General features: G+C 71.1%; 11 protein-coding genes. 1 reads left to right on the top strand and 10 read right to left on the bottom strand.

Going from position 1 to position 16,804, the window contains the following annotated elements:
• Positions 1-79 precede the first annotated feature (79 nt).
• Positions 80-634, top strand: a complete 555-nt coding sequence (locus ACS5PN_RS05485; protein WP_439462927.1) for a PEP-CTERM sorting domain-containing protein — start codon at positions 80-82, stop codon at positions 632-634.
• Here the strand turns inward: ACS5PN_RS05485 and ACS5PN_RS05480 are convergent.
• The 10 genes from ACS5PN_RS05480 to ACS5PN_RS05435 all read right to left on the bottom strand — a co-directional run bounded on the left by ACS5PN_RS05480 (position 624) and on the right by ACS5PN_RS05435 (position 16,731).
• Complete coding sequence (locus ACS5PN_RS05480; RefSeq protein ID WP_439462926.1) at positions 624-1,547, bottom strand: DUF3616 domain-containing protein; 924 nt, start codon at positions 1,545-1,547, stop codon at positions 624-626. The genes ACS5PN_RS05485 and ACS5PN_RS05480 overlap by 11 nt on opposite strands.
• Positions 1,544-3,361, bottom strand: coding sequence for an aminopeptidase P family protein (locus ACS5PN_RS05475; protein ID WP_439462925.1), 1,818 nt, complete (start codon positions 3,359-3,361; stop codon positions 1,544-1,546). The genes ACS5PN_RS05480 and ACS5PN_RS05475 overlap by 4 nt, the downstream gene beginning before the upstream one ends.
• A 36-nt stretch (positions 3,362-3,397) precedes the next feature.
• Entirely contained in the window at positions 3,398-4,135 is a 738-nt protein-coding gene (locus ACS5PN_RS05470) for an anti-sigma factor (protein ID WP_439462924.1), read from the bottom strand.
• The gene (locus ACS5PN_RS05465; RefSeq protein ID WP_439462923.1) at positions 4,132-4,707 is read right to left on the bottom strand and encodes a sigma-70 family RNA polymerase sigma factor; all 576 of its coding nucleotides are present in this window, start codon (positions 4,705-4,707) and stop codon (positions 4,132-4,134) included. The genes ACS5PN_RS05470 and ACS5PN_RS05465 overlap by 4 nt, the downstream gene beginning before the upstream one ends.
• Before the next feature lie 14 nt (positions 4,708-4,721).
• Positions 4,722-5,363, bottom strand: coding sequence for a PEP-CTERM sorting domain-containing protein (locus ACS5PN_RS05460; RefSeq protein WP_439462922.1), 642 nt, complete (start codon positions 5,361-5,363; stop codon positions 4,722-4,724).
• 109 nt (positions 5,364-5,472) lie between these two features.
• Positions 5,473-6,300, bottom strand: a complete 828-nt coding sequence (kynA, locus tag ACS5PN_RS05455; RefSeq protein WP_439462921.1) for a tryptophan 2,3-dioxygenase — start codon at positions 6,298-6,300, stop codon at positions 5,473-5,475.
• Positions 6,301-6,302: 2 nt separating this feature from the next.
• A complete protein-coding gene (kynU, locus tag ACS5PN_RS05450; RefSeq protein ID WP_439462920.1) occupies positions 6,303-7,556 on the bottom strand; it encodes a kynureninase in 1,254 nt (417 codons plus the stop codon).
• Positions 7,553-8,194 (bottom strand): arylformamidase, encoded by a 642-nt coding sequence (kynB, locus tag ACS5PN_RS05445; protein ID WP_439462919.1) that lies wholly within the window; start codon positions 8,192-8,194, stop codon positions 7,553-7,555. Before kynB ends, kynU begins: the two co-directional genes overlap by 4 nt.
• An 87-nt stretch (positions 8,195-8,281) precedes the next feature.
• Positions 8,282-11,407 (bottom strand): hypothetical protein, encoded by a 3,126-nt coding sequence (locus tag ACS5PN_RS05440; protein ID WP_439462918.1) that lies wholly within the window; start codon positions 11,405-11,407, stop codon positions 8,282-8,284.
• Positions 11,404-16,731 carry a hypothetical protein gene (locus ACS5PN_RS05435; protein ID WP_439462917.1) on the bottom strand — a complete coding sequence of 1,776 codons (5,328 nt, stop codon included), beginning with the start codon at positions 16,729-16,731 and terminating at the stop codon, positions 11,404-11,406. Before ACS5PN_RS05435 ends, ACS5PN_RS05440 begins: the two co-directional genes overlap by 4 nt.
• Between the last annotated feature and the right edge of the window lie 73 nt (positions 16,732-16,804).

The raw sequence follows: 16,804 nt of genomic DNA, 5'->3' as shown, positions 1-16,804 counted from the left end.
GCGAGGCCCCAGCGCCTCGGGGGTAGAGGCGGCGGGGAAGTGCCTCTAACTTGGACATGTCTTCAACCGGGAGCACCCCATGTCCTTCACTTCATCCGTCTTCACCCGCGCTGCCGTCGTCCTTGCCCTGAGCCTCGGCGGCACCGCCTTCGCCGCCCCCGTGACGCTGGAGCTCAAGGCCTCGGGCTTCACCAATGCCGGCACGCAATACCCTGGCTTCAACGGCGAGATCGATGCCCGGCTGAGCTGGGACACGGTCAACAAGGCCGACCCCATCGCCAGCATCCTCAGCATCGACATCGAGATTGCCGGCCACCAGTACACGCTGGCTGAAGTTGGCATCGCCAACCAGGGCACGACGCAGACCGCCATTGGCGCCATCGTGCGCGGCGCGAATGCTGTCGTCGGCGATGGCGCGGTCAACGATTTCCTCATCGTCTTCGATCGCGTCAACCCCGCCATCACCGCCTTCGCCTATTCCATCCAGGGCAAGACCAATGCGATCTGGTGGAACCCGGTGAACACCAGTGCGGCCTTCGTCACGAACAGCGTTCCCGAGCCCTCGACCCTGGCCCTGCTGCTGCCGGCGCTTGCCGGGCTGGCCTTCAGGCATCCGCGGCTGACTAAGGCCTGATGTCCAGTGCGCGGAAGGAGCGTTTGCTCTTGTCCGCATCCTTGCAGGCCTTTTTGCCCACCATGACGCCGCCGTCGTCACTGAGCAGCGTGAGCTGCCCATCCGGCCAGGCAAACAGCGCCTCGGGCCGCAGCGTGCCGAGGTCGGCCTTGACCGGCACCAGCGTGTCGTTGGGCTTGCCGCTCCAGCGGAAGAGGGCGAAGCTGCCTTCATCGGCCGGTGGTCCGGCGACGATGAGATAGCCGGTGCCGACGCGGTCGATGGAACGCACGCCGCGGCCGCCCAGGTCGAGGCGGATGGCGCTGCCAAAGCGCGCTGGGCCCTTGCCGGCGATCAGCTCGGCGGGGTTCAGCAGCGGGATGACGAGGGCACGCCCTTGCGGAATCGGGTTGCGCAGGCCGATCAGCAGGATGCCGTCGGGCGCCGCGGCCAGGCCTTCGATGTTGAAGCCGCCTGCCGCTTCGGCCGCGCGGCCGGCGGCGTCGGACAGCTTCAACGGTGCCAGCGCCGGCGCGGCCAGCAGATCGGCGAGCAGGCCCATGTAGGGCTGGCCGACGGGCTCGACCGTCGTGCCGCGGATGTCGGTGGCGAAGAAGCGCTGCCGGTCTTCACGCACCTTGCCCGCGCTGTTGCGCGCATGCGAGGCGATCCAGTAGATGCGGTTGCCGACCAGCGCCGACGCTTCGAGGTCGGCCTCCTTGTCGGTCTTCAGGAAGGCGTCGAGTTCGACCTGGCCGACGGCCTTGGCCTCGCCGCGTCGGTAGATGCTGAGCTTGTTGTGTTCGTCATCGGCGACAACGAAGTGCCTGGCATCCAGCGCCACCGCGGCCGATGCATCGCACAGGCCTTCATAGCGCGTCTGTGCACCGGCCGCGCCCGCCGCGATCAGCAGCAGCGCGGCCAGGCACCTCATGCGGAAAGGGGCTGGGTGCGTTCGACCAGCCAGGCCAGGGCCGCGCCGCTGACCTTGGGCGACAGGCGTTCGCGCACTGTCGCGTGGTAGTCGTTCAGCCAGGCGATCTCGTCAGCGCGCAGCAGGCCGATGTCGATGCAGCGCGTGTCGATGGGGCACAGCGTCAGCGTCTCGAACTCCAGCATCTCGCCGAAGGCGTTCTTTTCCGGCGTGTCGACGGCAACGTTGAGCACCAGGTTCTCGATGCGCACGCCCCACTGGCCCGACCGGTACAGGCCCGGCTCGATGGAGGTGATCATGCCGGGCTCCATGGCCATGGCCGGCTCGGCAATCGCCTTGCTGATGCTTTGCGGGCCTTCATGGACATTCATGAAGTAGCCCACGCCGTGGCCGGTGCCGTGGCCGTAGTCCAGGCCGTGCTCCCACAGCGGCGCGCGGGCGATGGCGTCCAGCATGGGGCTCAGCGTGCCGCGCGGGAAGCGCACGCGCGACAGCGCCAGCGTGCCCTTGAGCACCAGGGTGTAGTCGCGCTTCTGCGCCGCGCTGACGGTGCCGATGGGCCAGACGCGGGTGATGTCCGTCGTGCCGCCGACATACTGGCCGCCGGAGTCGATCAGCAGCAGGCCGTTGCCCTCGATCTGGGCAAAGGACTCGGGCGTGGCGCGGTAATGGGGCAGGGCGCCATTGGCCATCCAGCCGGCGATCGTGCTGAAGCTCAGGCCGACAAAGCCCGGGCGCTTGCGGCGCGCGGCGGTCAGCTTGGTGTCGATGTCCAGTTCGCTCCAGCGCTCGCCGCGGGCCATGGAGGCCTCGAAGTCGGCATAGAACTCGCACATGGCGGCGCCGTCCTCGGCCATGGCCTCGCGGACGAAGACGGCCTCGGCGGCGGTCTTGCGGCTCTTCAGCAGGGTGCTGGGATTGATCTGCTCGACGACGGCCACGGTGGCCGGCACGGCTTCGCGCAGGCCCAGGGTCACGCGGCGCGGGTCGATCAGCAGCTTGCTCGTGGCGGGCAAAGCGGCCAGGGCCTTGGCGGCCTGGTCATAAGGCGCGAGCTGGATGCCGTCGACCGCCAGGCGGGCGGCCACGTCGGCCGGCACCTTGCCCTCGGCGATGAAGAGGCGGCCACCGGTCGCGTCGATCAGCAGGTGCGCGATGAAGACGGGGTTGCACTCCACATCCGAGCCGCGCAAGTTCAGCAGCCAGGCCACGTCGTCGACGGTGGAGATGAGATGGTGGGTGGCGCCAATGCTCGCCATGGCGGCGCGCACACGGGCGAGCTTGTCGCTGCGGGCCACGGCGGCCTGGGGCGCGGCATGTTCGTAGACGGCCTCGGTCGGCAGGCCGGGGCGGTCGTCCCAGGCGGCCTGCACCAGGTCCAGGTCGGTGCGCAGGCTGACGCCGGCGCGCTGCATGGCCGTGCGCAAGGCATTGGCGAGCGACAGGCCCAGCACTTGGCCGTCCACGGCCAGCACCTGGCCGGGCTTCAGGGTCTTGGCGATCCAGTCGATGTAGATCGTCGATGCGCCGGTGGCCATCTTCTCGAGCTGGATGCCGCTGCCGGCGATCTGCGCCTCGGCCTGGGTCCAGTAGCGGCTGTCGGCGAAGAGGGCGGCGCTGTCGCGCGTGACGACCAGGCTGCCGACCGAGCCGGTGAAGCCCGACAGGTATTCGCGGCCCTGCCAGCGGCCCGGCAGGTACTCGGACAGATGCGGATCGCTGGAGGGCACCAGCACGGCATGCACGCCGTTGGCAATCAGGGCATCGCGAATGCGCTCGATGCGCAGGCGGGTCTCGTGGGTACGTGTGTCCATGGTGGCGGACCTTGTCGGCTGAAACGGTGCCGGATTTTAGGAGCCGGCGGGCTTGGATGCCGGAGGCAATGCCTCCCACACTTTGACGCAATGCCCGCTCAGCACGAAAGGACCGCCGGGCTGGTCGCCGCCGCCTGGGGGCTCGAAGCTGACGGCCAGGCGGCCGACCTTGGAGAAAAGGGCCTCGCTGGTGGCTGTCAGTTCCAGGCGCGCCTTGCTGCCGGCAGGCACGGTGCCGAGGGCAAACGGCGGTCGGCCGTCGGACGGAATGGCCCAGAGCCGGGCGACCTGGCCTTCCGGGGGCTTCACGGGCTTGAGCATCTTCAAGGTAAGAACCTTGCCATGACGAAGCGACGAGGCCAGCACGACGGGCTCGTTGGCCTCGTTGGTCAGGATGCCGACATAGGCCGGTGCCAGCGTCTCGCCGGACTCGGGCGTGATGCCTACCCACTCCGGCTGCTGGCGCACGATGCCCACGGCCATCACGACACCGAAGGCCGCCCCCAGCAGTGGCCACCACCAGGGCTGACGGCGGCGCTGCGGCGTGGGTGCGATGCGCCGCTGGATGGCTTGCCAGACCGCCGGCCGTGGCTGCACGGGCGGCACGCTGACGGCCAGCTGGTTCAGCTTCTCCTGCCAGGCCGTCACCGCCGCGCGGGCCTCGCGCGAGTCGCGCAGCACGGCCTCGAAGCGCCGCGCGGCGCGCGGGCTCAGCGTGCCCAGCGCATGGGCGCCGGCCAGCCGGTCCAGCAGTTCGGGGCGCAGGTAGTTCATGGGTGGCGCCCCAATCCATCCAGGCAGGCGCGCAGCCTCTCGATGCCGCGCCTGAGCCAGGTCTTGACCGTTCCCAGCGGCGCGCGCAGGTGGCGGGCCACCTCGTCATGGGTCTGGCCTTCGTAATAGGCCAGGGCCAGGCTCTGGCGCAGCGGCGCGTCCAGGCTGTCCAGGCAGGCGCGTACGCCCATCGTGCCGCTGGCCTCGGCCAGCAGGGCCAGCGGGTCAGGGCGGTCGCTGGGCAGGGCCTCGTGGTCGTCCAGTGCCTCGTGGGCATCGGCGTGGCGGCCACTGCGCAGATGGTCCAGCGCCTTGTTGCGCACGATGGTGATGAGCCAACTCATGGGCGATGCACCCGTCTGCGCATAGCCACCGGCGTTGTGCCAGATGTTGACGAAGGCCTCCTGCAGCACCTCCTCGGCGCGCTCGCGGCGCTTGAGCACCAGCAGGGCCACGCCCAGCAGATGGGCGCTGGTGGCCTGGTAGAGCTGCTCGAAGGCGGGCTGGTCGCCCAGGGCCACCTGCCCGAGCCAGAAGGCCAGGCGGTCGGTGGCGGCGGGCGCTGCGGGCATCGCGGCAGTGTCGATCAGTTTTGCTGCGCGCGGCGCCGGCTCACCCAGCCCATGGCGGCCAGCCCGCCCAGCATCAGCGCATAGCTGCCGGGCTCCGGCACGGTCGCCACGAAGTTGTCGGCGCCGAAACCTGCCAGGGCGCCCGGTGCGGCAGCACCCTTGGGGCTTTCGATGCGGGCGAGGATGGACAGGTCGGCCGTGGCGACATTGAGGTTGCTCGAATAGACCAGCCGGTTCACGCCCAGGGCGCTGTTGGAATACATGAAGAAGCCGGCGCCGTCCGTCGTCACCAGGCTGGCGATCAGGTTGGCGGCATTGCCGGCCCCAAAGGCCGTGGCCGGGTTGTTGTCGTCGTCGAACTCGTTCAGCACGATGACGTTGCTGCCCGCTGCCGGCGGTGCGGCCAGCGTGGCGCTGGCGAAGTTCAGTGAGCTGCCCGCGTTGAACTTGCTGAGGTCGAAGACGAAGCGGTCGGTCGTCGGGTCGAAAGTGGCGATGCTGCGCTGCTGGCCGGCAAACACGGTGCGCACGCCGTCCGCCGGGTTGGCGGTGGAGCCGAGGAAGGGCGCCGTGTTGAACAGGGTTTCGGCGGCGGCGTGGGCCTGGGCCGTGGCGGCCACGCCGAGGGCCAGCAGGGTGCGGGCGATGAGGTTCATGGGGTCTCCAGTTCGTTGCGAGCGAGGCACGACATGTGTCTCAGCCGGCAGGAACGGAGCTCCCTCCCGCTTAGATGTGGAAGCCCCTAGGCGACGTAGGGGATTGATCTCACAGCTCGGTGCGCAGGGCCCACAGCTCCGGGAACAGCACCACGTCCAGCATCTTGCGCAGATAGCTGACGCCACCGGTGCCGCCGGTGCCGCGCTTGAAGCCGATGACGCGCTCCACGGTCGTCACATGGCGGAAGCGCCAGAGGCGGAAGGCGTCCTCCAGGTCCACCAGTTCCTCGCCCATCTGATACAGGTCCCAGTTCTTCTCGGGGGCGCGGTAGACGGTCAGCCAAGCCTGCTTGACGCCTTCGTCGGCCACATGCGGCTGGGTCCAGTCGCGGTCGAGGTTGGCAGCCGGCACGGCGATGCCGCGGCGGGCCATCAGCTTCAAGGCCTCGTCGTAGAGCGACGGCGCCTCGTAGGCCTCTTTCACCTGGGCCAGCAGGTCGGGCCGATGCTCATGGGGTTTGAGCATCGCGGCGTTCTTGTTGCCGAGCATGAACTCGATGCGCCGGTACTGAGCGCTCTGGAAGCCACTGCTCTTGGCGAGGTAAGGCCGCACCGCGCTGTACTCGGGTGGCGTCATCGTCGCCAGCACGTCCCAGGCGTGGACGAGCTGCTCCATGATGCGCGACACCCGGGCCAGCATCTTGAAGGCCTCGGGCAGGCGGTCGGCGGCCACATTGGCGATGGACGCCTGCAACTCGTGAAGCATCAGCTTCATCCACAGCTCCGAGGTCTGGTGCTGCACGATGAAGAGCATCTCGTTGTGGTCGGGCGAGAGCGGCTTCTGCGCGTTCAGGATGGCGTCGAGCTGGAGATAGTCTCCATAGCTCATGTCCTTGGAGAAATCGAGCTGGGCGCCGTGGTGTTGAACGTCGGACATGCTCAGGTCACCTTGGAGCGAGACGTGAACTGGGGTGCGTCCCAGGTCTTCTTGTCGAGGATGTCGACCAGCACATCGACTGCGCGCGCCACGTCGGCAAAGCCGTTGTACAGCGGCGCAAAGCCGAAGCGCAGCAGCTCCGGCTGGCCGGCGCGGAAGTCGCCGATGACGCCCTGGGCAATCAGTGCCTGCATGACCGCATAGCCGTCCACACCCTTGGGCAGCGCGAAGGACACCTGAGAGCCGCGCTGGGCCGCGTCGCGCGGTGTGGCGATCTCCGCGCCCGGCACGCAGGCCTCCACCTTGTCGATGAAGGCCTCGGTCAGTGCCAGGGACTTGTTGCGCAGCGCCTTGATGCCGCCCAGCTTTTGGGCCGCGTCGAACACGTCAAGCGCCGTGTCCAGGCCGGTCATGGCCAGCACCGCCGGCGTGCCGCACTGGTATTGCTGGATGCCGGGGGCGGGCTGGTATTCGCTGTCGAAGTCGAAGGGGTTGGCGTGGCCCAGCCAGCCGGTCAGCGGCTGCCAGACCTGGCCCTCGTGGCGCGGGTGCATCCACACGAAGGCCGGCGCGCCGGGGCCGCCATTCAGGTATTTGTAGCCGCAGCCGATGGCGAAGTCGGCAGCAGCGCCCAGCAGGTCGATGGGCACGGCGCCGGCGCTGTGCGCCAGGTCCCACACGGCGAGGGCGCCGGCCTGGTGGGCCCAGCGCGTCAGCAGGGCCATGTCGTGCATGCGGCCGCTGCGGTAGTTCACATGCGTCAGCATCAGCACGGCGCAGTGCTCGTCCAGCAGCGGCGGGATGTCCTCGGGCGACTCGGTCAGGATGAGCTCGCCGCCATGGGCGCGCACCACGCTCTGCGCGATGTAGTTGTCGGTCGGGAAGTTGCTGCGCTCGCTGACCACCACGCGGCGCTTGCCCTGCTGCAGTTGCAGGGCGGCGTGCAGCACCTTGTAGAGATTGACCGAGGTCGAGTCGGCCACCAGCACCTCGCCCGGGCGCGCGCCCAGCCAGGGCGCCAGCCGGTCGCCCAGGCGGCGCGGCAGGTCGATCCAGCCGGCAGCATTCCAGCTCTTGATCAGCCCCTGGCCCCACTCCTGCTCCACCGCGTGCTGGATGCGCTCGGGCGTGGCCTTGGGCAGGGCACCCAGGGAGTTGCCGTCCAGATAGGTGACGCCTTCGGGCAGGGTGAAGAGGTCGCGCAGGCTGCGCAGCGGGTCGGCGGCGTCGAGCCGCTTGGCGTCATCGATGTTCATGGCAATTCCCTCAGGATGGCGCGCACCGGGCTGGCACAGGCGCCTTGGAGTTTGAGTGGCAGGGCGATCAGTTCATAGTCCCCTGCGGGCACGTCGTCGAGGACGAGGTTTTCCAGCACGCGCAGGTCGTGTCGGCGCAGCTGCTGGTGGCTGTCCAGCACCTTGGAGTCGGCCGGGTCGACGCTGGGTGTGTCGATGCCGATCAGGCGCACGCCGCGCGCAGCCAGCCATTCCACGGCCTCGGGGGCATAGGCCGTGAAGGCCGGGTTCCAGACCGTGTCGGCCTGTTCGCAGACGCGCACCAGCACGCGCGGCGGCAGGTCAGCTTCAGCGTGCTGCAGATGCTCGACCGTGATCAGCGGCGTGGCGCCGATGGCGTGGATGACGCGGCAGCGGCCGAGATAGGTGTCCAGCGCCACGTCGGCAATGGCCGGCGCGTCGTTGGCGTAGTGCAGGGGCGCATCCGCGTGCGCGCCCACATGGGGGCTCATCGTGATGGCGCTGAGGTTGACCGGGCAGCCGGGCGACAGCTGCGCCGTCCAGCGCAGGCTGTAGGGCTCGTCGCCCGGAAAGATGGGCGCGTCGGGAGCGACGGTGGGAGAGATGTCCCAGAGGCGGAGGGAAGCTTTGGAGCTCATGGCGGCGGCACCATAGCGTCGCTGGCGATGGCGTGGTGTCGGTTAAATCCAACTCCCTGTCAACCCGCGCCCCGTCCGTCCGGGCTGTCACACCGGCGTTGCTTCCATCCTCAGCGGCGGCGCCTCGCGGCCCACCGGGTCCACCAGCACCAGGGCCAGTTGCAACACCGGCACGGGTGGCACCGCCGGTTCGGCACGCTCGATGACGAGGTCCAGCGCGCCGCTTTCCAGCGCCACCGGGTCGGCCTCGGGCGTCCAGTTGCCGTCATCCAGCTTCAGATGCAGTTGCACCGTGAAGCCGCCCACCGCACGCGGGTGGGCCACCGGGCCGCCGCGGATCGCCAGCGTCAGCCGCCAGCTGCCGGCCGCAGCGCCAGCACCCACCGTCGCCGTCACGCTGCCGTCCGGCAGCAGCGGCACAGCCGCCGGCAGGAACAGCGCCATGGCTGGCGCCGACGCGCTGCTGAAGGCGCCCGGCGCGTTCTGCCGCTGCGCAGGTTGCAGCGGCTCGATGGCGCCGGCGGGCAGTGCAATCTCGTCCACACCGGGCGGCAGGCGCCGCTCGGGCGGCATGCGCACCTCGGCCCAGTAGTGGTAGCGCACATAGGCGCTCAGGCCCTCGGGCGTCGGCGAATCGTCGACCGCGGCGCTGAACTGGTCGCCGTCGCGCTGAAGCACGCCGCGGCCGATCTCGCGGGCGTACAGCGCGTCGGGCACGCCGCCGCTGGCACGCCGCAGGCGGTACTCGGGTGGTTGGGCGTCGTCCGCGGGCGGTTCGTTGAACAGGCCCGGCTCGGCGGCGCGCAGCGCCACCAGGTCCAGCCCCAGCGCCGTCACGGTGACCGTGGCCACGCCGCTGACCGGGTCGACACGCGTCTGGACCCGCGGCGCGGGCGGGCGGCGGTCGCTGGGCACGGCCACCGGCAGCAGCGGGCAGCTCTCGAAAGCCGCCTCGTTGCCCTGGCTGCTCAGCGGCACGAAGCGCAGGAACTGCACCGTCTCCAGCGCCCGCGGCAGGCGCGTGTCGAACAGCACGCGGCCGTCGCCACCGGGCTGCAGCGGCGTGTCGGTCAGCAGCCGGAAGCGGTCGCGCAGGCCCAGGCCCGCCAGGCCCTGCTGCGCACCGTCGACGGCCACCTCGGCGCGCGTGCGCGGCCGCTCGCCGTCCATCAGCGCGATGTCCAGGCCGCGCGCATCCGCCAGATAGGCGCGGTAGCGGGCTCCGGGCACGCCGGTGAATCGCAGGCGAAATTCCACATCGGTGGCCGGCGCCGGGCGGCTGCTCCAGACGATGGCGATACCGGTCTGCGGCACCGGGGGCGAGCGCGGGTCGTGGATGGCGATGGTCAGCGCCACGGTGGGGCCCGGCGTGCCTTCGTCATCCTCGAAATTCGCCGTCGCGGTCAGCGCGCGGCTTTCCATCGGCAGCAGGGCCGGCAGCCCGAAGTCGAAGTGCAGCAGGCCACCGTCCTGCGGGGCCAGCGCATCCTGCAGTGCACCGTCGAAATCGATGACGACACGAGCCAGCGGCCGCGAGCCCGCCGTCATCTCGTGCAGGGCCGGCACCGCCACCGTCCAGCGCACGCTGCCGGCCACGGCGGGAGCGTCGCCGGCGGCCCACTCGGCCAGTTCCAGGTGGGAACGCAGCACCGGCTGCGGCACGGGCGGCCGCGGCGGTGTCGGCACGACGATATCGGCAGCAGCGCCGAAGCGGCCAAACACGTCGGCCAGGGCCACGCGGTAGGTCCAGGGCGCGCCGTCGGCGGCGATGTCGCTGTCCGGCACGATGCCGTAGCCGCCGTCGGCGAGGGTCTCGGTGTTGCCCAGCATGCGCGGGGCGGCGCGCTGGGCGGGGTCGGCGTCCGGCGTGGCTGTGGTCAGGTCCACGGCGTCGTGGCGGGTGCGCCAGCCGTCGGCCTCCAGCCGGCCCAGCGCCACCAGCGTCGCCAGCGGCGGCGTCGTGATGCGCAACTGCTGCCGAAAGCGCGTGCTCGGGCCTTCGTCCTCGCGCTGCCAGCCGGCATCGCCCAGCAGCACCTGGGGCGCGGCGGGAAGGTCGGGCGGCGGCGCGGCCAGCGCGGTGGCGACGAAGGCGCGCAACGTGAGGCCGTGGCGCTGCACCGCCAGCTCGGCCGGGCGGCGCAGGCCCGGCTGCAGCTGCATCAGCCGCTCGATCAGGCGCAGCTCCATCGCATCGGGGTCGGGCAGCTCGAAGCGCATGGCCGGGCCGACGGCAAACAGGCCGGCCGCCAGCCAGCCGCGTGCGCCCGGCGCCTGGAAGGGATCGGCGGGCACCAGCAGGTCGTCCAGCAGCGCGGCGGTGCCCAGATAGCGTCCGGCGCCGACATCCAACGCCTTCATCAGCAGGCTGCCCTGCACCCACTCGGTGGCGCGCTGCCAGGGCCGCCGCTTGCCATCCGCGGACACTTCGGCGGGCCAGAGGTGCGGGCGCTGCACCAGCGAGGGCGGCCGGGTGGCGTCGCTCACCAGGCGCAGCGCGTCGTCGTCCAGGTCGGCCTGGAAGGCGGCAACGCGGGCCCGCTCGGCGCTGGCGGGCAGGGCGTCGAAGGGGCCGTCGGGCCGGTCGGGGCGGGTCCAGCGCCGCGGCGCGCCCTGCTCGGCCCGGGCCAGGGCTGCGGCGGGGCCTTCACCGCCGGCGTACCAGGGCTGGTCGCCGTCGACGGGCAGGGACAGGCTGGCAAAAGGCGGCTGGTTCAGCAAGGCCTCTATGGCCCGCCCGGCCGAGATCACCCAGCCTTGCAGCGTGACCCGGCCGCGGCCGCGCAGCCGCAGGCCGGTGATCTGCGGTGCCGCCACCAGCCAGCGCACCGCCGAGCGCGCCGCGATGACGCGGCCGCCGCTGCGGTCCAGCAGTGCCAGCTCGCCCGTGCCCTGAAAGCGCGCCTCGACGCCGGCGAGCCGGCTGTCGCTGGGCACCTCGGGCTGGCGACGGCCGATGAGCACGCCACCGGCGGCGTCGAGGCCGAGGCCGGGCTGCGGCCGGCCGTCGCGGGCGAACCAGTCCATGGCCGGCATGTCGGTCGAGAACGCCTCCACCGGCCACACCAGGAAGGGCGCGAGCGGGAAGCCCAGCGCGGCCGACGGGAACAGGCGCAGGTGGGTGCCCTTGGGCAGGTCGGGGTCGCTGGCGACGATGCCGGCCGCGGCCGCGTAGGCCGAGAAATAGCGCGGGTGGACGAGCCAGCTGTTCATGCGGCCTCCTCGGCAAAACTGGGTTGCAGCGGGATTTCGAGCAAGCCCTGCAAGGACTTCTCGGGCTTGCCGATGGGCTTGTCGGTGCACACCAGCCGCAGTTTGGGCATGACCCAGGGGAAACCGATGCCGCGCCGCGTGCGCCGCGGCACGAAGGGCGCCGTGGTGGCGAACAGCAGGCGCGAGCCGCTGCGGTCGCGCAGCCTCACGTTGAAGTTGGCGCTGCTGGCGCCGCTGACCAATTGCAGGTCGTTGACGTCGAAGCGGCCGTCTCGCACCACGGGCTCGGGTGACTCGATCAGCACGCCGGCGCAGCGCCAGGGCGTTGCGGCTGCGGCCGGCGGCAGCCACAGCAGGCTGATGCGCGGTTCGGTGGCGGCGGGCCAGCCGTCCAGCCCCAAGCTGTCAAGGAAGGCGTCGAAGGCGGCGTCGTCACCGTTGCTGATGCGCGGCGCCAGCACGGTGCCGGGCAGCAGCGCCACGCCCCCCTGCGGGTGGCCGGGCAGGCCGCTGATCGGGAAATGCAGGCCCGCCAGCATCTCGGTGCCGTCGGCCCAGCGCGAGGTCCTGAAGCTCACGCCCGGCAGCCGCCCATCCACCACGCCTTCCCGCTTGGAGCGGGCCAACGCAAACACCTCGTACCAGGTGTCGCGCGTGAGCTTCACGTCCACGCGCAGCTCCACGGCGTTGGGCGCCAGGCCGCAGGTAGATGCGAGGTAGGCGTCGGCGATGACGGCGGCGCTGCCGGTCAGCGATGTGCTGCTCGCGAGCCAGGCAAGCTTGGGCACCAGCAACTGGTCGGCCTCCACCGTGTCGGGCTGGTCGAGCCGGCGCAGGCTGCACAGCAGCTCGTATTTGTAGGCGGCGGCCAGCAGCGCCACATGGCCGGGGGCGAAGCGCATGCGCACCGGGTCGCTGGCAAAGCGGTGCAGCTCGCTCTGCGCGGGCTCGTAGCCCAGCAGGTGGCGCTCCAGCATGGCGGGGTCGAAGAAGTCGCGCTGGCGGTGGATCAGGTCGAGGTAGGCCACCGTGCTGGGCGTGGGCTTGCCGCCCGCGCCGAGCAGCGGCGCTGTGCGGAACCAGTACTGGCGCAGCGCGTCGGTGGTGCCATCGGCGGGCTGCGGTTTGAGCACCTGCTTGTTGCCCTTGTCGTCCATCTCGTAAAGCGTGCCGGACCAGCGCATGCGCACGTCGATGCGGTACAGCCGGCCGGGGTCGAGCACGCCGCGGCGGGTGGCAGAGGCCGGGGCATCCGGCCCGGGCGGACCATCGTCGGCGGCCTTCTTCTGCTTGGCGGCTTCGGCCGCCGCGGCGGCATTGCGGGCCGTGGCGGCTGCGGCGGCCGACAGCGTGATGCCGCCCAGCGCCAGCAGGCCCAGCCGCGTGCCCGCGGCGCAGCTCGCCTCGATGAGCTTGACGGTGCCGCCGGCCGGCGGCTGCCAGCGCACTGCCAGCCAGCCGTCGCCGAGGTCGGCCTGCAGATCGGGTGCCCAGCGGCGCGCCAGGTCGTCGATGACGATGAAGGGCCGCGCACCGGCGGCATTGGCCAGCCAGTCGGAGGCGCGCACCACCAGCCACAGCCGCGGCTCGGTCAGGGCCTCGTCGGGCACGATGCGCAGGTCGTGGCGCGGCGCCGCGCGCTGGAAGGCGAGGTCCACCCGAGCGGTGAGCTGCACGGCGCCCGGGTCCAGCCAGGCATCGAACTCCCGCCCGTCCAGGGCCTGTGGCGCGAACGGCCACACACGCGGGCCCGTGTAGCCCATGTGCACGGGCAGCAAGGCCGCCGTGGTCTTGTCGAGCAGCACCGGCGCCAGCGTGGGTTGGGTCAGCAGCAGCTCCACACGAGCCCGCACCTGGCTTTGCAGCGGGTCGGTGCTGCGCGGGTCGGGCGGCAGCCGGTAGCCGCTGCCTTCGCGCGTGGCCGAGGCGCCCAGCGCCCAGCCGAAGCGCGCATGGGCCTGCAGGTGGCAGATGTCGGCACGCGCCTGCAGCGGAGGGTCTGCCAGGCCCGCGCCGGCATCGCCCAGCGCGTGCAGCCACAGGTCGCCATAGGGTGTCAGCAAAGCCAGTTCGGCCGGCTGCGGCTGGCCGCCGGCGTTGCCCAGCTTGCCGTCCAGCCAGGCGCTGCTGAAAGGCCCGGCCACCAGCACATCGCCCTCGGTGGCGTCCACCAGCGCCACGTCCAGCAGCTCCCAGTCGTAGCTGAGCAGCTCGCTGCCGATGGGCTTGGCGCGGCTGCCGCCTTCGGGGTAGTTGCCGGCGTCGGGGAACTGCGCCGACGCGAAGCTCAACCGGGGCGCGGTGCTGAAGGCCAGCAGCGGGATGCTGTCGGGCCACACCGCCGTCTTGTCCGTCGCGTCCTCGGGCCTGGTGGCCAGCGGCATCAGGCGGTGGTAGTGGTCGTCCACCAGCGAATGCACCTGGCCGTCCAGCGGGTGCTCCGGCGCCGGGATGCGGGGCGGCGTCGGGTTGCCGAACTCCAGCGTCACGCACTTGCGGATCTCGTCGAAGAACAGGTCGATGCTGCCGCACAGATCGGCCTTCACGTGCGGTGGCTGGCCGTCCACCAGCACCACGTTGATGGTCGCGTCGATGCCCACCGAGAAGATGCCGATGTGCAGCCCGCCGCCGATGGTGCCCACGCCGACGAAGCTCATCGGGTGCGTGGCCACCAGGATGTCGGCGCGCGCGAACACGTCGGCCCAGACGATGGGCTTGAAGCCGTAGACGATGTCGAAGCCGACCCCGAAGGCGATGACGAAGCTGCCCGCGCCGAAGGTGTAGGGCCCGCCGCGCGGCCACTTGGTGATGCCGTTGCCGCGCATCATCAGGTAGGCGTCGGAACGCTGGCCCAGGATGTCGGGCAGGAAGATGGAGCGCACCGGACCGCGCTCGCGGCTCTCGCTCGGGGCGGAGTCGGGCAGGGTGTAGCCGTCGGAGCCCAGGTGAATGAACCAGGCTGCCGACTTGGTGGGGAAATGCGCGCCCACCGGCACGGTGGTGGTGACGATGTGCGGGATCTCGTAGGTGCCCTCGACGGCCACGGTGACGCCGTCGGCCGGGTCCACCAGGATGACGCCCTTGGCCTGCAGCAGCGACAAGGGGTTGGCGCCGCGCGCGATGCTCATGCGCGGGCCCATGTAGCGGCCCTCGACCGAGCCGCGCACGATGATGTCCGGCGTGGTCACGAACAGGCCGGCGCGGGCGCTGAAGGTGAAGCCCAGGTCCGGTGCCGTGCCGATGACGGCCTCCAGGCCGAAGCTGAAGGAGGGTGCCTCCACAAAGGCACCTTGCTCGCGGTAGTCCCAGTCCAGCGCGGCCTGAACCGGGTCGTTGCCCGCCGGCACCGGCTTGGGCTTGCCGTTGGCCACGAACACACCGCCCACGCCGTAGATCGCCAGGCCAGAATTGCCCAGCGGCAGCGGACCGGGCAGGTCCACGCCCAGGGCCAGCTTGACCATGCTGCCCGCCGTCTCCACCTCGGCGCTGGCGCCCATGCCGCCCAGCGGCACGATGCTGGCTTCCATCGCCGCGCGAAAGCCGTCGGGCGTCAGCTGCACCGCGCCGCTGCCGGTGATCATCGGGTCCAGCGCGATCGACGCCGCCAGCCCGCGCAGCTCGCCACTCATCTTGCCGCTGTCATCCAGCGTGCCGCGGATGGTGGCGCCGCTGACCTTCACCGGGCCGAGGTCGAGCTTGAAGCGCAGGTCCACCTCGATCCACATCGAGCCGCGGCCCGAGCGCGTGCCCAGCACGTCGAACAGCGAGCCCGGCCCCTGCACCAGCCAGCCGCCGGGGTCCTCCACCTCCAGCGAGCTGCGGGCGTAGTCGAGGTGGAATTTTTCCAGCCCCGGCTTGCTGGGGTCGATGCTCAGCACCACCTCGCGCACCCGCACGCGCAGCGGCTGGTTCGGGTGCATCTGCACCGACAGCACACCCACGTCGATGCCGGTGACGGTGGCCGCCACCGAGTAGTCGAGCTTCAGCCTCACGGTCTTGCCGGCCGGCACGATGGCGCCGGTGCTGACCAGCTCGGCGCTGTGCAGCACCAGCTCGCCGTGCTCCAGGAAGCTCGACAGCCCGGTGGCTGCCACCAGCAGCGTCTGCAACACCACGCCGGTGCCGTCGCCATCGGGCGCCTTCGTCTGCTCCGCGCCATGGGCGATCAGCGCGGTGGCCAGCGTGGCCGCGGTGACGGCGATCTTGGCGCCCAGGCCGCCGGGCGTGCTGTCGATCTTCAGCAGACCGTCGGGCCCCTGGCTTTCCAGCGCCAGGCTCATCTCCGACGCGGGCGCGTCGCCGGCCGCCCCGGGCTTGCGGGCGTAGCGCAGCCGCGCCAGCACCGGAACGCCGGCCGCGAACGTGAGCGCCTTGCCGAAGTTCTCGTTGCGGCCCTGCAGCGGCAGCTCCATGACCGCTTCGACGAGGGTGGGCACAAAGCCGTCCAGCCCTTTGGCCGTCGCATCGCGGCATTCGATGCGCACGCTGATGGCAGGCCGGTCGCCGTCGGCCGGCACCGTCGCCTGCATGATGAGGTCGATGCCCGGCGTGGGCGGCAGGCCGAGCTGCAGCCAGGCGTCCACTGCATGCCCGCCGAGGAAGGGCACGCCCTTGGGGAGGAAGAAGCGCGCCCGGTTGACGGCGATGCCGTGCCAGCCGGGCGTGTCGGCCGGCGTGGCGAGCGCTGCGCCATCCACCACCACACCCTCGGCCGGCCCGGCCTCGTCCGCAAAGTCCAGCACGATGCCGTGGGTGAATTCGAAGCCGAAGCCGGTGCCGCCCAGCAGCACCGTGGGGGGCTGCACCTGCAGCACGACGACGTCATCGGGCGCCTCGCGGTTGGGCGACAGGCTCAGGGCCACGCTGCCGCCTTGCTGGCCCTGCAGCACCAGGAAGAGGCCGGCGCCGGTGATCTGCACCGGCGGGTTGCCCTCGGCTTTCGTCAGCGTCTGGCCGTCTGCCGCGAGCGCCGCTGCCACCAGCCCGTGCGAGGCGAGCGAGCGCGCCAGGTTGAACAGCGGCCGCGGCGCGCCATCCTCCAGCGACACCGCCAGCCGAAAGCCCGTGCGGGCGCCGTCCGGCCCGTCAAACGACAGGAAGTAGCCGCGCTCGGGGTTCACGCCCGGCGGCGGAATCAGGTTCAGGTTGAAGACGCCCAGCCCCTGCTCGACGACCGCCAGCAAGGCCTTGCCCTCTTCGCTGTGGTCCGACAGCTGCGTGACCGGCTCGATCTGCAGCGTTCTCAGCAATGCGTCGATGGGCACGCTGGTGATGAGCTGCCCCAGCAGCTTGTCCCTGGACAGGCGATCCTTGACGCTCTCCATACGGTCTCACCTCGTCCTGCTGTGGCCCAAGCATGCGCTGGCCTAGGCGGCGGACTGTGGACCTGGGGCGCCC

Source organism: Roseateles sp. NT4 (assembly GCF_051857475.1).
In the GTDB taxonomy this organism is placed as follows: Bacteria; Pseudomonadota; Gammaproteobacteria; order Burkholderiales; family Burkholderiaceae_C; genus Pelomonas.
This window is presented reverse-complemented; position numbering and strand designations above follow the sequence as displayed.

Coding starts and splice junctions, on each gene's coding strand:
- ACS5PN_RS05485 (WP_439462927.1), top strand. CDS start 80: ATGTCCTTCACTTCATCCGTCTTCACCCGCGCTGCCGTCGTCCTTGCC.
- ACS5PN_RS05480 (WP_439462926.1), bottom strand. CDS start 1,547: ATGAGGTGCCTGGCCGCGCTGCTGCTGATCGCGGCGGGCGCGGCCGGT.
- ACS5PN_RS05475 (WP_439462925.1), bottom strand. CDS start 3,361: ATGGACACACGTACCCACGAGACCCGCCTGCGCATCGAGCGCATTCGC.
- ACS5PN_RS05470 (WP_439462924.1), bottom strand. CDS start 4,135: ATGAACTACCTGCGCCCCGAACTGCTGGACCGGCTGGCCGGCGCCCAT.
- ACS5PN_RS05465 (WP_439462923.1), bottom strand. CDS start 4,707: ATGCCCGCAGCGCCCGCCGCCACCGACCGCCTGGCCTTCTGGCTCGGG.
- ACS5PN_RS05460 (WP_439462922.1), bottom strand. CDS start 5,363: ATGAACCTCATCGCCCGCACCCTGCTGGCCCTCGGCGTGGCCGCCACG.
- kynA (WP_439462921.1), bottom strand. CDS start 6,300: ATGTCCGACGTTCAACACCACGGCGCCCAGCTCGATTTCTCCAAGGAC.
- kynU (WP_439462920.1), bottom strand. CDS start 7,556: ATGAACATCGATGACGCCAAGCGGCTCGACGCCGCCGACCCGCTGCGC.
- kynB (WP_439462919.1), bottom strand. CDS start 8,194: ATGAGCTCCAAAGCTTCCCTCCGCCTCTGGGACATCTCTCCCACCGTC.
- ACS5PN_RS05440 (WP_439462918.1), bottom strand. CDS start 11,407: ATGAACAGCTGGCTCGTCCACCCGCGCTATTTCTCGGCCTACGCGGCC.
- ACS5PN_RS05435 (WP_439462917.1), bottom strand. CDS start 16,731: ATGGAGAGCGTCAAGGATCGCCTGTCCAGGGACAAGCTGCTGGGGCAG.